General features: G+C 66.8%; 11 protein-coding genes. 6 read left to right on the top strand and 5 right to left on the bottom strand.

Features of this window, described 5'->3' with window-relative positions; genetic code table 11:
- Position 1: 1 nt before the first annotated feature.
- On the top strand, positions 2-619 hold the full coding sequence (locus DP939_RS45635; RefSeq protein ID WP_147268254.1) for an SMI1/KNR4 family protein: 618 nt from the start codon (positions 2-4) through the stop codon (positions 617-619).
- A gap of 630 nt (positions 620-1,249) precedes the next feature.
- Here DP939_RS45635 and DP939_RS35495 read toward each other — a convergent pair.
- The 3 genes from DP939_RS35495 to DP939_RS35485 all read right to left on the bottom strand — a co-directional run bounded on the left by DP939_RS35495 (position 1,250) and on the right by DP939_RS35485 (position 3,229).
- Positions 1,250-1,621: a VOC family protein gene (locus DP939_RS35495; RefSeq protein ID WP_113985218.1), complete on the bottom strand. Its 372-nt coding sequence runs from the start codon at positions 1,619-1,621 to the stop codon at positions 1,250-1,252.
- Positions 1,618-2,661, bottom strand: coding sequence for a DUF2293 domain-containing protein (locus tag DP939_RS35490; RefSeq protein ID WP_113985217.1), 1,044 nt, complete (start codon positions 2,659-2,661; stop codon positions 1,618-1,620). The genes DP939_RS35495 and DP939_RS35490 overlap by 4 nt, the downstream gene beginning before the upstream one ends.
- 70 nt (positions 2,662-2,731) lie before the next feature.
- Positions 2,732-3,229 carry an SSI family serine proteinase inhibitor gene (locus DP939_RS35485; protein WP_113985216.1) on the bottom strand — a complete coding sequence of 166 codons (498 nt, stop codon included), beginning with the start codon at positions 3,227-3,229 and terminating at the stop codon, positions 2,732-2,734.
- A 320-nt stretch (positions 3,230-3,549) separates the two neighbouring features.
- On the opposite strand from DP939_RS35485, the gene DP939_RS35480 reads away from it, so the two are divergent.
- From DP939_RS35480 to DP939_RS35465, 4 genes are all read left to right on the top strand, one after another.
- The gene (locus tag DP939_RS35480) at positions 3,550-5,037 is read left to right on the top strand and encodes a trypsin-like serine peptidase (protein WP_113985215.1); all 1,488 of its coding nucleotides are present in this window, start codon (positions 3,550-3,552) and stop codon (positions 5,035-5,037) included.
- Between the two features lie 282 nt (positions 5,038-5,319).
- A complete protein-coding gene (locus DP939_RS35475; protein ID WP_113985214.1) occupies positions 5,320-6,504 on the top strand; it encodes a trypsin-like serine peptidase in 1,185 nt (394 codons plus the stop codon).
- A gap of 419 nt (positions 6,505-6,923) precedes the next feature.
- On the top strand, positions 6,924-8,435 hold the full coding sequence (locus DP939_RS35470; RefSeq protein ID WP_113985213.1) for a trypsin-like serine peptidase: 1,512 nt from the start codon (positions 6,924-6,926) through the stop codon (positions 8,433-8,435).
- A gap of 300 nt (positions 8,436-8,735) precedes the next feature.
- On the top strand, positions 8,736-10,265 hold the full coding sequence (locus tag DP939_RS35465) for a trypsin-like serine peptidase (RefSeq protein WP_113985212.1): 1,530 nt from the start codon (positions 8,736-8,738) through the stop codon (positions 10,263-10,265).
- 59 nt (positions 10,266-10,324) lie between these two features.
- Here the strand turns inward: DP939_RS35465 and DP939_RS35460 are convergent, their stop codons facing one another.
- Positions 10,325-11,851, bottom strand: a complete 1,527-nt coding sequence (locus DP939_RS35460; protein WP_113985211.1) for an MFS transporter — start codon at positions 11,849-11,851, stop codon at positions 10,325-10,327.
- A gap of 64 nt (positions 11,852-11,915) precedes the next feature.
- Between DP939_RS35460 and DP939_RS35455 the strand changes: the two genes are divergently transcribed.
- On the top strand, positions 11,916-12,563 hold the full coding sequence (locus tag DP939_RS35455; protein ID WP_113985210.1) for a TetR/AcrR family transcriptional regulator: 648 nt from the start codon (positions 11,916-11,918) through the stop codon (positions 12,561-12,563).
- Between the two features lie 12 nt (positions 12,564-12,575).
- Here the strand turns inward: DP939_RS35455 and DP939_RS35450 are convergent, their stop codons facing one another.
- Complete coding sequence (locus tag DP939_RS35450) at positions 12,576-13,934, bottom strand: hypothetical protein (RefSeq protein ID WP_113985209.1); 1,359 nt, start codon at positions 13,932-13,934, stop codon at positions 12,576-12,578.
- Positions 13,935-14,536 lie beyond the last annotated feature (602 nt).

Raw genomic sequence — 14,536 nt, 5'->3', positions numbered from 1 at the left:
AATGAAGAGCTCACTCGACCGCCTTGCAGCACTAGGCTCGCCACCACTTGGCGCTAGCCTTCACAGGAAGGACAGGGTTCCCGAGATTCTCAGGCCACTCGTCGCGCTAAAGAATGGCTTCTATGCCTTCGAGTCCGCCTTGCACATATTCCCTTGGGAAGGGGCTCGAGGCAGTATGGGAGCCCGTAGTGATCAAGATGCCTGGCTGCACGAATATGGAGATGTTGCTGCACGCCTAACATTTTTTGCAGAAGATGCCTTCGGGTTTCGGTTCGCGATCGAAGAGGGTAAAGTTGCTTCATTTGACCCCGAAACAGCCGAGCGCGATACCCTCGCATCTAGCATCGAGGACTGGGCTACCCTTATTCTGGATGACTATGAGACGCAAACCGGGTTTCCCATCATGCACGAATGGCAGCTAGAAAACGGCGCCATTCCAGAGGGTCATAGGCTTGCTCCAGCCATCCCATTCTTTCTGGGCGGGGCCTTTAATGCCCAGGCAATGCGCCCAAAGGAGTCACTGGAGCTGATGCGCTTCAGAGCTGACATCTACCACCAGGTTAAAGAGCTTCCAGACGGTGCACAGATCCGCCTTAGAGTAGGGCCGCAGTCTAGCTAAAGAATATCCCAGTGCGTATCCATCAAGCCACCACCTTATAAGAGCGCCCGAAAATGGGGTAGGCGACCTCTGAGGCCGGCAGCGCGCCGATGAGCCGAATAAGATTAGGTCGGACCAGCATAGCGCGCTTCAGCGGAGCAAAGAGTCGCGCCAGGCGCATAGGGACGGCCTGAGGCTGGCATCGCTTCTCGCAGCCGTCATCGGGGCTCTCGTACTGGCCCTCCTGTATTTCACGGCAGGGGTAATATACGCCTTCTGCGACTTCACTGAGAAAAAGCAGCTCGCCGTGATCGCAGGCGCAATGAGCGGCTCATTGCCAAAGGAATGGGTGGCCACAGAGCGACACGAGGGCGCCGGGTGCGAGCCGTCCGGTTCGTACTCATCCGACCCGCCCGAACTATCCACGCTGCACATGAGGCTGGCCGCCGACGTGGACCTGAAAGAAGTGGTCGACACGATGAAGGCACACCGATGGAAGCCCCTTACCCAGGAGGAGGGCACCTGGTACGGCATCGGCTCTGCCGAGGCAGGGGAGGCCATCTTAGCAAAGGACATGAAGGGCAGAGGGTATACGTCTTAGTGACAGCGCGAAGGACGATCGAACTCAGCGTATGACCGATGCCATAGGCCCTACTTTTCGTGCAGCAGGCAGAAGGGGTGGCCGGCGGGGTCAGCGTAGATGCGCCAGGGGTGGGTGTCGTCCAGGAGGGTCGCGCCGGCGGACTCGGCCGCGCGGGCGGCCTGGTCCAGGTCGGGGACGCCGATGTCGAGGTGGAACTGCTGGGGGCGGGTGGGGTCGCCCCAGATGGGGGGGCGGTGGTCGGGGATGCGTTGGAAGCACAGGACCAGGCCGCTGGGGAGGTGGAGGGTGGCCCAGTCGTCGTCAAGGGACCAGCGGGGGTCGGGCTTGTTGATCTCGCCGCCGAGTAGGTGGCGGTAGAACTCGGCCAGCTCGCGTACGTCGGCGCAGTCGAGAACGACACATTGCACGGTCCCCGTCACGAGGTTTCTCCTCTGAAATCGGCGAGTTTCCGGTCGAGGACCGGGCGGATGATCTCGCGGGCCGTCATCCGTGGGGTCCCCGACATCAGCAACTTGTCATAGTCGGTGTCCAGGTGCCGGATGGACGCGATGACCGCCAGCGTGATCGCTTCTGCGCCGAGAGCGCGGGCCGCCGCCGTGCGGCCGACGCGGCCGCTTCCTCGTAGAGCGGCGTGCGTGGCGATCTCCGAAGCGCGTGCAGGCGGGCAACCCGGGAAGAGACGCTGGATTTCGGCGGACATGCGGCCCACGAACTCGACGTCTTCTTCCGATCGCCGGATGCGGTCGCGTTCGCGGCGGCGTTGCCGTACCTCCTCATCGGCCAGGCATTGGTCTTCGGCGCGGGCCAGGGCGGCCTCCTCGACCAGGACGCCCCGCCGCTGGTAGAGCTTGCGACGGCGGTTGTACTGGACCACGACGGCCGCGAGGCCGCTCTCTTTCTTGGCCCGGCGGCTCAGTGCGGCGTTGCCGGAGGGCAGGAAGACCAGGTGGTCCATGTCCGCGCAGGTCAGGCAGTGCGGCGCGGAGTCCTCCATGATCAGGAAGGGGCCGGTGTCGCCGCACTGGGCGCAGGCCCATGGCTCAAGGGGTTCGACGACCACCAGGTCGGGAATTTTGGTCATACTGTTACGTCGCCGGTCGCTGAGGTCAGGGGACGCCCAGTGGGTACGGCAGGCGCGTTCTACCTCCGCCTCGCCGGAGGACAGGAAACGAAGCTCTCGGCGGTCACGGCTGGCCGCGATGTAGGAGGTCTCGACGGACGCGAGCCCTTTCTGTTCTGCCCAGCGGTGCAGCAGATCCAGGGCGGAGCGCAGCCGGGCGCCGTCGACCGGGGTCAGCTCTTCCAGCGATGGCGCTCGCCCCTGCCTCCACACGTCGATGTCTCGGGAGCGCAACCAGCGCAGTCCGCCCAGGACGTCGATCAGGGACACGTACTTCTGACGGTTGAGCGCGCCTTCGGCCGCGTCCGCGACCCTGCGCGCCAGGCTCGGCCGGCTCACCCCACCAGCCTGCCAAACGATCAAGGGGCCTGAGCGATGTTCGCCCAAGCCCCTCCCAGTTTCGGTCAGGTCAGAACCGGAAGACGGATCCGGTGCGCTCGCGGAGCGAGCAGGTGTTGTCGAAGGTCCTCTGGTAGCGGATGTAGTCGCCGTCCCACCATCCGTTGGCCGTGACCGTCACCGGGCGGTAGAGGCGGCTGCATCCGAACCACGGTGTGAACGCGCGGACCTCCTCGACGTCACCGCGGGCTCGGGAGAGCTGGTTGCAGGCGCTCCAGGCGTACGGGTGGGTGCTGCTCTGGACCGGCGAGCAGACCAGGTAGACCTGGCGTCCGTAGGGAGAGCTGGAGTAACCGTCGTTGATGGTGAGGACCAGCGACCTGCCTCCGGTGCTGTAGATCGGCGGCTCCGGCCAGGGTCCGTCCAGGTCATCGGCCAGAATGTAGCGGGCGGACGGGTCGCCGTCCGCCGGCGTGGCGGCGTTGGCGGTTGTCGCGGGCGCGGCGGCGAGCGCCGCCCCGAGGAGTACGGCCGGGCCCATGGCGGCCAGGCGGATAAGGCTTCGCATCGATCCCCCGTTGTCGGCTCACGTCGAGTGCGCGCTCAGACTCCCCTATCCGCCCTGGTCACGGCGTGACCGACACCCCAGGAATTGGCTAAATCCGACGCACTGGCCGCCCATCCGGTTCCACGACTTCGGTAACGAAACAGTAACGGTCCCCTCCTTTGTACCGATTTAGGGTCGTTCGGGCAAGATCAGGGGACTACGGTCTTCTCCTGTCTCTTTACGCGGCCATGGGCTTGCCTTGTCAAGGCCATGACCAACGACGTACGGCGCGCCACAGACACCCTCAGGCGCCGCCGTACGACGAACTGAGAAGGAGCTAGATGAACACCCGAGCCAAGCGCCTGGTTCTCCCGCTCGGTGGCGCGGTCATCGTCACCTCGGTGGTCGGCGCGTCGCTGTCAAGCACGGCAGAGGCCGCTCCCGACAGAAAGAGCCGCAGTCTTTCTTCGTCCTTCGCCGACGCCAAGGCCATCGCCGGCACCTGGACGCCCAGCAAGCTGAAGGCGGCGAAGAGCTACCTGGAGGACTCGACCCAGCACTCCAAGAAGCTCTCCACGACCGGCGCGCGGAAGGCGTCCCCCGACGGCAAGGCCGGCCTCATCGCGCCGACCAGCCGTAGCAGCCGGTCCGTCGGCAAGTCCAAGAACCTCAACCTGCCGACCACGGTCGGCAAGGTGTTCTTCGAGGTGGACGGCAAGCCGTACTGGTGCTCCGGTAGCTCGATCCAGTCGAAGTACCGCAACCTGGTCGCGACCGCGGGCCACTGTGTCTACGACACCGACAAGAACAAGCCGGTCTCGAACTTCGTGTTCATCCCGGCCTACCACCAGGGCAAGGCCCCGTTCGGTGTCTACGTCGGCGCGAAGGTGCACACGCACTACGACTTCGATGTCTACGAGGACTACGACAAGGACTACGCCTTCGTCAACGTCTACAACGGCATCAAGCAGGTCCGCCAGAAGCAGGTCAGCAAGAACGAGTACGACAAGTGGAAGGGCAGCAAGGAGACCAAGCGCGAGGAGATCACTCGCGAGGAGTACCGCAAGTGCGTGCTCAACCTCGGCTCCTGCTTCGCGGAGGGCAAGGACACGCCCGATGACGTGGTCGGCCCCGACTACCCGGGCGCCGTCCTGAAGAAGGAAGAGGTCAACGAGGAGACCTACAAGAAGGCCAAGGTCGGCAAGGGCAACGGCAACAAGTACGGCGAGCCCTTCGTCGAGAGCGTGACCAAGTCCGAGTACGACGCGTACAAGGGCCCGGGCACCAAGAAGATCGACAAGTCCGGCAACTACACGATCACCCACTTCTACGTGCAGCGGTGGTACAAGCCGGGCACGGCCAAGAAGTTCTACCGTGAGACCTTCTGGATCAACATCATCGAGGACGCCGGCCGCCTCGGTGACAACGTCGGTGGCCAGGGCTTCGCCTGGAACCAGAAGCTCTACAAGAAGGTCTTCGCCTTCGGTTACCCGACGGCGGCGCACGCCGACGGTGACAAGGTCTACTCCGGCGAGACCATGAAGTGGTGCTACAACAAGACCTACCCGGCCCCGCGGGTGTCGAAGTACAAGGTCGAGGAGCAGGTCGCGATCAAGTGCGCCTTCACTCCCGGCAGCAGCGGCGGGCCGCTGGTCTTGCAGTACAAGAGCAGCAAGCGGGTCGGTTACGTCAACGGTGTCGTGAGCCTCACCCTCGACACCGACGGCAACCGGCGGTACGACCGCATCTCCTCGCCGTACTTCGACGGTGACACCAACAGCGTCTACAGGTACGCCGCGAACCTCTGGACCGGCAAGCTCGGAAGCTGAGGATCACTCAGGTGACGGCGAAGGGGCTCGGTTCACACCGGGCCCCTTCGTTGCCTATTCGGCCCCTGATCCTGCATCCTCGTACTGGAACCCCCGTCCGGTGCGTACACCCGGGCTCATGCACGACCCGTTGACGCGGCTCTTACCCGCCCGTTGGCACACTTGACGCACAGCACCTTCTATCAGGTCGCCGGGACGAACCGCCCAGCACCCCGATGATCTGGAACAATTATTCGATAAAGCTCTCGTCGCCCCCCACGACAGCAGAAAGGCCCGGCTCAGATGTCCCCCCACGCCCGGCGGCTCATGGCCGCGCTCGGCGGCCTCGCGGCCGCGGGCGCATTGGTCGTGCCCACCAGTCAGGGGATCGCGCACGCCACGGTCACGTCGTACGGCTCGATTCCCGAGAGCGTGCTCTCCGGGAAGATGGCGGCGACGGCGAGCGCGGCGGAGAAGGTCGAGGAGTACTGGAAGCCCGACCGGCTCAAGCGCGCCGATGACTCGACGCCCAGGACCGCCGATCCCAAGGTCTCCTCCCCGAGTTCCCCGAGTTCAGCGTCGGCGGGCGAGGCCGCCGCCAAGGCCATGAGCGGCCTTCCCACCATCGCGTCGAACGCCGGGCCCGCCCGCGTGGGCGGTTCGAGCGGTACGACCCGCACGCTGCCCTGGACGGTGCCCCCGGCCGCCCCGGCCAAGAGCGGCCTGACGAGCGTCCGGCCTGCGACGGTCGGCAAGGTCTACTTCCGTTCCGGCGGCAAGGACTACTGGTGCTCGGCGTCGGCCGTACGGGCCAAGAACCGCAGCCTGGTGGCCACGGCCGCGCACTGCGCGTTCGATCTGCGCACCAACGAGCCGATGGAAAACTGGATCTTCGTGCCCGCCTACCGGCAGGGCGCGCAGGAGGCCGGCATCTACGTCGGCCACACGGTCGCCCTGGACATGCGGTACAGCCAGGGCGACTACGACTACGACTACGCGTTCGTGACGGTCCATCGCGGCTTCACCTGGCAGCAGACAAAGGACACGAAGGGGCAGCCCGCCTTCCGCCGCGTCGACAAGGGGCTGTTGCAGGACAACGTGGGCGGGCAGGGCATCACGACCAGCAGGCCGGTGGCGGTCAACGCCACGGCCTTCGGCTACCCCGGAGGGCCCCAGCCGGACGGCAGCAAGCCCTACAACGGGCACACGCTCAAGACCTGCTCCGGGCTGACCTCCGCCGTGAAGTCGCCTACGTATCAGCTGGAGCACGGCATCGCCATCAAGGACTGTGACTTCACCGCGGGCGCGAGCGGCGGGCCCTGGCTGGCTTCCTACAGCGCGACCAAGGGCACGGGGCTGCTCGTGGGGATCAACAGCCTCAGCTGGAACCGCAAGGTGGACGGGAAGAACGATCACATCTCCTCGTCGTACTTCGGCCCGCACGTGCGAGTCGTCTACGGCTACGCGTCCAGCCTGAAGGCAGGGTGACGCACAGTAGGCGTTTTAGGGATATTTGTCCGACTCAGACATGACGCGAGGCCCCGGCGATTCGCCGGGGCCTCGCCCGTTTGGGGGCGTTAGACGTAAGCCGCGCCGAATCGGTGCCATTTTTGATATGTGATCTGCGTCACAGTAGTCCGGTTACGCACCGTATCGGGGCACGCGATCCACTTTGGTCACACTAACACCAACCTTATGGTGATCTGCGGAAACGACTCCGGCCTGCGGAAGTGCCGCCCTGCACGCTTCGCACGCATAAACATCACGAAAAGGTCACGCCCCGCCATGTGCCGATCTTTCCCCCCAAACGGCTACCCGCGTTCAAGATCAGCACTGTATGTTCCTGGCTATCCCTTTACTGACGCATGGGACGCAAGAAGCGTTCCACGACAGCGCAAGGAGTCACCTTGAAGCGCATCCTCCTCCCGGCCGGTGGCGCCATCCTCGCCACTGGTCTGCTGGCCGCCGGTCTGGCCAGCGCCTCCACTGCCAACGCCGCGCCGAAGAAGGCCAGCGACAACCTGGCCAGCGCCACCCAGGCGTACTCGGTGGCCAAGTTCTGGCTCGACGCCAATGGCGCGACGCTGAAGGCTGCCCAGCAGTACAAGTGGGACTCCAACGCGGCTCCGAAGCTGACCATCGGTGGCTCCGCTGGTGACGACGGCAAGGCCGGCCTCGTGCCGCCCACCGGCTACAAGAAGGTCACCCCGCAGATCGTCAAGAACATCAACCTGCCGAAGACCGTCGGCAAGGTGTTCTTCCAGACGGCCGGCGGCGGCCTGGCCTGGTGCTCGGCGACCTCGATCGACGCCAAGTACCGCAACCTGGTCGCGACCGCTGCTCACTGTGTCTACGACACCGCGACCAACGGCGACGTCCTCGACAAGTGGGTCTTCGTCCCCGGCTACCACCAGGGCAAGGCCACCTGGGGCGTGTACGTGGGTAAGACCGCTCACACCCACTACGACTTCGCCAACTTCGAGGACTTCGACCGCGACTACGCGTTCGTGACCGTCTACGACGGCATCTCCCTCGGCGGCGCCAAGGAAGTCTCCAAGACCGACTACGACAAGTGGGTCGGGGACAAGTGGACCGACAAGAAGGAGATCACCAAGGAGGAGTACGAGAAGTGCAACCTCAACCTTGGTGACTGCTTCACCGAGGGTGACGACAAGCCGGACGACGTGGTCGGCCCCGACTACCCGGGTGCTGTCCTGCAGAAGGTGGAAGTCACCAAGAAGTACTACGACAGCCGCCCGACCGGCAAGGGCAACAAGAACAAGCTCGGCGAGCCTGAGGTCGAGCAGGTCACGCAGTCCGAGTGGCTGAAGTACAAGGGCCCGGGCGAGAAGTCGAAGGACGCGAACGGCAACTACATCATCACCCACTACTACGTGCAGAAGTGGGTGAAGCCGGCCACCGTCAAGAAGTACTACCAGCGTGTGTACCTCGTGGGCGGCGTCGTCAACCGTGGCCGTCTCGGCGACAACGTTGGTGGCCAGGGCTTCGCGTGGAACCAGAAGCCGGGTCAGCCGGTCTTCGTGTTCGGCTACCCCGCGGGCGCGCACCCGGACGGCGACAAGCCGTACACCGGTGTCACCATGAAGTGGTGCTACAGCAAGAAGCCGAGCGGCAAGGTCTACCAGGCCCCGGCGTTCAAGGCTGAGGAGCACATCTGGATCAAGTGCGCCATGACCCCGGGCGTCTCCGGTGGTCCTTGGCTGCTGAAGTACAGCAACACCAAGCGCATCGGTTACGTCAACGGTGTCGCGTCCCTCGTGTCCGACCAGGACAAGAACGGCCGCTACGACACCCTGACCTCGCCGTACTTCGACGGTGAGACCCAGCAGATCTACGCCTACGCCGCCAACCAGTGGTCGGGCAAGATCGTTGGCCCGAACGGTGAGGCCCTCAAGTAGTCTGAGGCTCACCAGAGCGCGGGACTAACCCTCCCGAACTCATCGCGCTTCACCACGAGGCCCGGCTTCCAGCCGGGCCTCGTGCCGTTTTCCCCTCCTTTACTCGCGCACGGCACTACGGCGAGAGGCTTTCCGCACGTCGCAAGGGGTCTACTGACTCGCGGTCACGATCAAGTATCAAGTGATCGGCATCTCCCTGAAGCACCCAAGATCGGATGCTTCAGCTCGGTAGGGTCCTGTCATCCCCTTTTCTGACGCTTTGGGGCGCCATACCGCCCGCTACAGCGCAAGGAGTCTTCCTTGAACACCCCCGCCAAGCGCCTCGCCCTCCCCCTGGCCGGCGCTCTCGTGACCAGCGGCCTGATCACGGCCGCGATGGCGACGCCCGCCCCCGCGCGGACGGCCCCGACGGCCGCCTCGGAGAAGCTGGTGACCAGCGCGCCGGAGGCGTACGCCATCGCGAAGTTCTGGCTGGACGCCAACGGCGCGGCCCTGAAGAAGGCCAAGGAGTACGACTGGGACGCCAAGGACGTGCCCAACCTGGTCACCCACGGACAGAACGGCCTGCCCGACGACGGTAAGGCCGGGCTCGTGGCGCCGACCGGGTCGAAGAAGGGCACCTCCGCGAAGATCAAGAACATCAACCTGCCGCGGACGCTCGGCAAGGTCTTCTTCGTGAACACCAAGGGCGAGTACCGCTGGTGCTCCGCCTCCTCCGTGCAGTCGCGCCACCGCAACCTGGTGGCCACCGCGGCGCACTGCGTCTATGACATCGACGGCAACAAGGACGTCATGGACAAGTGGGTCTTCGTGCCCGGCTACTACGAGGGCAAGGCCACCTGGGGCATCTACGTCGGCGTGACCGCGTACACCCACTACGACCTGGTCAACTTCGAGGACTTCGACGGCGACTACGCGTTCGTGTCCGTCACCAACGGAATCGGGCTCGGCTCCTCCAAGGAGGTCACCTTCGAGGAGTACCAGGCGTGGAAGGGCGACAAGTTCGTCAAGCCGGTCGAGATCGACAAGGAGACCTACCAGAAGTGCATCCTCAACCTGGGGCACTGCTGGACCTCGGGCACCGAGACCGACGATGACCTGGTCGGGCCGGACTACCCGGGCGCGATCCTGGACCGGCGTGAGGTCGGCAAGCAGGAGTACGACAAGGCGGGCGTCGGCAAGGGCCAGGGCCGCAAGTTCGGCGAGCCCGTGGTCGAGCCGGTGACCAAGCCCGAGTACGACGCGTACAAGGGCCCGGGCACCAAGTCCGTGGACAAGTACGGCAACCACTTCGTCACGCACTACTACGTGCAGCGGTGGCTCAAGCCCGGGACCGCCAAGAAGTACTACAGGGACACCTTCTACGTCGTGCTCGCCAAGGATCTGGGGCGGCTGACGGATGTGGTGGGCGGGCAGGGGCTCGCGTGGAACCAGCTTCCCGGGCAGCCGGTGTACGCGTTCGGGTACCCGGGTGACCGGCATCCGGATGGGAACAAGGCGTTCACCGGGCTCACGCCGAAGTGGTGCGCCGGGCGTACCGGGAAGAAGCCGATCGTGGCCAACGCCTTCAAGGTGGGTGAGCACATCGCGCTGAAGTGCAGCATGACCGGTGGCGCGGACGGTGGGCCGCTGATCATGAAGTACGACAACAAGACGCGCACCGGCTACATCAACGGTGTGATCAGCCTCTTCCACGACCAGGACGCCAACCAGCGGGTGGACCACGTCAGCACGCCGTACTTCAACGGCGAGACCGGCGCGATCTACAACCAGGCGCAGGGCGCGCTGCCGCTCAAGGTCGTCGGGCCCAAGGGCGAACTGCTCAAGTAGGTCGTACGGCACGTGAAGGGGCCCGGCGCGTTCGAGCGCCGGGCCTCTTTCCGTACAGGTCAGCGGCGGACGTGGCGGAGCAGGACGGCGGCGGCGACCGCGCCGATGAGGGCGGCGAGGGCTCCGGCCGTGGCGGCCAGTTGCAGGCCGGAGGCGAAGGCGGCCTGGGCCTGGGCGACGAGGTCGGCGCCGAGGCGGGCGGGGAGTTCGGTGGCGGCGGCCATGGCTCCGCTCAAAGATTCGCGGGCCGCCTCGCTGGGAACGGCGACGTCGGACATGGCACCGCGGTACACCGCGACGCCGAGGCTGCCGATCAAGGCGATGCCGAGGGCGTTGCCCAGTTCGCCGCCGGTCTCGGAGATGGCCGAGGCGGCGCCGGCGCGTTCGGTCGGCGCGGAGCCGACGATGAGGTCGACGCTCAGCGTGGAGCTGGGCGCGACGCCGAGGCCGACGATCACCCAGGCGGCCATCACGAAGAGGATCCCTGAGGTGGCGTCCATCTGGGCGAGGACGAACAGGCCCGCGGCGGTCACCGCGAGGCCGCCGCTCACGATGTAGGCGGGCCGGATCCTGCGGACCGCGACGGCGGCCAGCATCGAGGCGACGATGATGACCGCCGACTGGGGAAGCATCCACAGGCCCGCCTCGAACGGCCCGATGCCGAGCACCAGTTGCAGGTACTGGGCCAGCAGGAAGAAGGTGCCCGCCATCAGCGTGCCGATCATGATGTTCACGGTGACCGACGTGGTGAAGGCGGCCGAGCGGAAGAGCCGCAGGTCAAGGAGGGGGGCGGGCAGGGCGTGCTGTCGCCGGACGAACACCACGCCGACGGCGATGCCGGCGGCCAGGGCCAGTAGGGCGGGGACGTCCGCGCCGGACTCGGCGATCCGCTTGATCCCGTAGATCGCGGCCAGCATGGCGACGATCGACAGGGCGGCGCTGACCAGGTCGAACTTCCCAGGGGCCGGATCGCGCGTCTCGGGGAGCAGCTTGGGCGCGGCCAGCAGCAGGACGGCCATCACCGGCAGGTTGGGCAGGAAGACCGCGCCCCACCAGAAGTGTTCCAGCAGCACGCCGCCCAGCAGCGGGCCGAGGACCACGCCGACCTGGAAGGTCGTCGCCCACACGCTGATCGCGACCGTGCGCTGGTTCTCGTCTCGGAACAGGTGGCGCAACAGGGACAACGTCGAGGGCATCAACGTCGCTCCGGCCACGCCCTGGACGGCACGGGCCAGGATCAGCAGGTCCGGCGTGGGTGCGAACGCGGCGACCATGCTGGCCAGGCCGAACGCCGCCGCGCCGATCATCAGCAACCTGCGGCGGCCGATCCGGTCGCCGAGGGTGCCCATGGTGATCAGGGACCCGGCGATCAGGAAGCCGTATATGTCGGTGATCCACAGGAGCTGGGCGGCGGACGGCTGGAGGTCCGCGCTCAGTGCCGGGGTGGCGAGGATCAGGACGGACAGGTCCATCGAGATGAGCAAGGTGGGCAGGGCCAGCCCGGCGAGCGCGATCCACTCCCGCCGTCCCGCCCGCGGCGACGGGTCGCCGGGGAGCGTGCCGCCGTCACGTTCTGTCGTGGTCATCGAAGCCACATGCCTTCCATAACGTTACGAGTCGGAACGTAATATATACATAGGATGGTGCGACGTGAAGTCAGATCCTGCGTCGGCGCGCGCCGGGCGGCCCCGCGACCCGCACATCGACGCCTCCGTGCTGCGGGCCACCCTCGCCGTGCTGGACGACATCGGGTACGGCCGGCTGACCCTCGAAGAGGTCGCCAGGCGGGCCGACACCACCAAACCGGCGATCTACCGCCGCTGGCGCACCCGCCAGCACCTGGTGCTCGACGCGCTCGCCTCCCGGCTCGGCGGGGCGGAGGCCCCCGACACCGGCTGCACGCTGTGCGACCTCAACGAGGGGATCAACGTCTTCGTGGCGGCCTTCCGCCGCATTCCGCCGGGGGTGCTCGCGCCGCTGTTCGCGGACTGCTCGGCGGTACCGGAGCTGCGGGACGCCTTCATGCGGACCCTGTTCGACCCACCGCGCGCGGCGGTGGCGCGGATGCTCGACAACGCGCAGGCCCGCGGCGACCTGCGCGGCGACATCGACCGGGACCTGGCCCTGGACATGCTCGGATCACTCGTGCACTACCGGGTACTGTTCGGGCACGCGCCGATCACCGCGGACGACGTGCAGCACGCGGTGGAGGCGCTGCTGGGCGGTATCGCCGCCGACTATCCGGCGCTGGTCGCGCACAGCCAGGACGTGATGAGCGGCGACCATCTGCACCCATGACGGCGGGGGCGACTAGACCGCGGCCAGCTCGTTGGTGCGGGCGGTGAATGACTTGACGGCCGGGGTGTCGGCGTAGGGGGTCAGGCGTCTGCGGACGTCGGACATGTAGGTGCGGGTGCGCGTGGAGGTGAGGCCGTCGGCCAGGTCGAGGGCGTTCTGCGCGACGGCGCACGCCTGCTCGACGTCGCCGCAGTCGACCAGGCCGGCCGACAGCAGCGAGAGGTTGAACATCTTGCCCCTGACGTAGCGGTCGTCCATCTCCAGTGAACGGCGGGCGTGGCGGACCGTCTGCGGGCCGTCGCCCAGCTCGCGGAAGCAGTGCGCGAACTTGGCCGCGAGGTAGGCCTCGTCGAAGTAGGCCAGCCATTCGGGCTCGGCGCCCGGGGAACGGCGGCCGAACGCCTGCTCGGCGTTGTTGAGACTGCCGCCGCAGGCGGCGCGGTCGCCGAGCAGGGCGTGCGCGTGGGCCTCCAGCACATGGGCCTCGGCGAGCAGCGTGCCGAGGCCGGCGCGGCGGGCGGCGAGCTGGGCGGCCCTGGCGAGGTCGAGCGCGTGGCCGGGGCGGCCGATGTAGACGGCCTGGTGGCCGAGCCCGGCGAGGATCTCGCCGCCGAGGCCGTGGTCCTCGGCGTCGCGGGCCAGCCGCAGCGCCTGGATGAGGTAGCGCTGGGCCAGGCCGTGCTGTTCGAGGTCGTAGGCCATCCAGCCGGCCAGGCGGGTCAGCTCGGCGACGGCGGAGGCCAGCTCCCGGCCGGTGGCCTCGCCGTATGAGCCCTCCTTGAGCAGCGGCGTCACCGCGCTGTCGAGGTACTTGACCACGGCGGCGCGCACCCGGCCGCCGCCGAACCGGTTGTCCAGCTCGCCGAACGCCCGGGTCACCTCGCGGACCGAGGCGATGTCGGCCGCGCCCACGGCCCGGCCGCCCATGCCCGTCGGGCGGCCCTCCGCCGGGACGGTCAGCCAGCGCAGCGCGCCCGCCGAACCGGCCCCGACGGCGAAGGTCGACTCGACGAGGAACCTCCGCCTCTCCACATCCGCCCGCCAGAGTGCCGTCACGGTCGCCACACCCTCCCGCCAACTAAGGGAAAACTCCTGCCCAAGGTCAAGGGAGGTGCACACAGCGGGCATGCCGAGATCCTCCGAGGTCATTGCACGGCCGAGCCGCGCGGCGAAGATCTCCGCCAGCAGACCGGGAACCGGGTCACGCGGGCGCTGCCCCCCGAGCCATCGCAGCACTGAACTATGGTCGTACTTCAGCCCGGCGAGACCGCGGGCCGTACCCAGGTCGTTGAGGTGGCGGGCCAGGCCCTTATGGGAGAACCCGGACTCGGCGATGAGCCGCTGTAGAACGCGGTTGGGCTCACGCTCCATGGGTCTCCTTCCGGCCATGGCCGTTGGCCTGTACTGCCCACGGGCAAGCCGCTTACACCATGGGCAGGTGAGGTCAACGCCGACTGACGATCCGCCTCGTCATACTCCGAGGCCGTCAAAGTAACGGATTGCTTTGAATATAGCACGGAGAGTCATCAAGTTGGCCGCGTTCCCTGAAATCAAGGTGAAACAAGTAAACGATCGTTGATCGTCCGAGGTGGAGCCACATCGTGGGGGATCGGCCAGGATCATGCGAATCCGCCCCATCCGACCACCGGCCTCCGCCGCCCCAGACCCCAGGCGCACGACCGGCGAGACCGTGGGCCCGGGCTGAGCGGTGCAGGGTGGACGGCCACGCCTCCGGCATGCGGTATGCCATGCCGGTGCGGGCGGCGTGCTTCGCCGACCCGCTCGGCCTCGCACAAGCCGCGGAACCTCGGCGGCGAAGGCCCTGCGTGCTCGCCGCCGCCACGCCGGACCGCTCGGAGGAATCGCCGCCTCGGTGCGGGGGCGGCGGATCACCGACGCTTCGCCGCGAAACACTGGCGGCACTGCGCCTGCCCGGCCCACCGGAGTACGTCTGCAACCGGCTCACCCCGAGC

The sequence above is a fragment of the Spongiactinospora rosea genome (assembly GCF_003315795.1).
GTDB classification, from domain to species: Bacteria; Actinomycetota; Actinomycetes; order Streptosporangiales; family Streptosporangiaceae; genus Spongiactinospora; species Spongiactinospora rosea.
This window is presented reverse-complemented; position numbering and strand designations above follow the sequence as displayed.